1 protein-coding gene is annotated in these 429 nt (G+C 65.7%); it reads right to left on the bottom strand.

All coding sequences use genetic code 11. From position 1 onward, the window contains the following. Nucleotides 1-396: DUF3306 domain-containing protein (locus OZ411_RS43120; RefSeq protein WP_282532829.1), on the bottom strand; the 396-nt coding region annotated here is incomplete at its 3' end. Nucleotides 397-429 lie beyond the last annotated feature (33 nt).

Raw genomic sequence — 429 nt, 5'->3', positions numbered from 1 at the left:
CCGCCTTGAGACCTGCGCGAGAAGGTCGGCGGCGTTTTCCGCCGGATCGAGCGGACCGAACCCCGGAATTGCGTTCGGATCGTTGAAGTCCCACTGGTTCTCCGCGATGCCGATGAAGTCGCGAATGGCGGGATCGCTGGTCCAGGCCCGGCGCAACGCCGCGCGGGTCAATTCGGCCGGCACGCCGGCGCGCAGGAACGCCGCAATGTCCGCATTGGCGGTGATCGATTCGATTGACGGCAGGCTTGTGAGGTCGAACGGCTCATCGCTCGCCGCCTCAGTCGCAGGTGGCGCTGCCGCTTCACTGTCTATCGGAGCCGCTTCCGCATCCCGGCGCTCTTTCGCGGCCTGCTTCAGCCGCGCCCAGCGAAGGAAAACATTGTGCTCTTCAGCCACGGTCCGTCTCTCGTGTCCTACGTCGGAGGCATC

Source organism: Bradyrhizobium sp. Arg237L, assembly GCF_029990105.1.
Taxonomy (GTDB): Bacteria; Pseudomonadota; Alphaproteobacteria; order Rhizobiales; family Xanthobacteraceae; genus Bradyrhizobium.
Note: the sequence above shows the minus strand (reverse complement) of the source record. Positions and strands in the feature narration are given on the sequence as shown.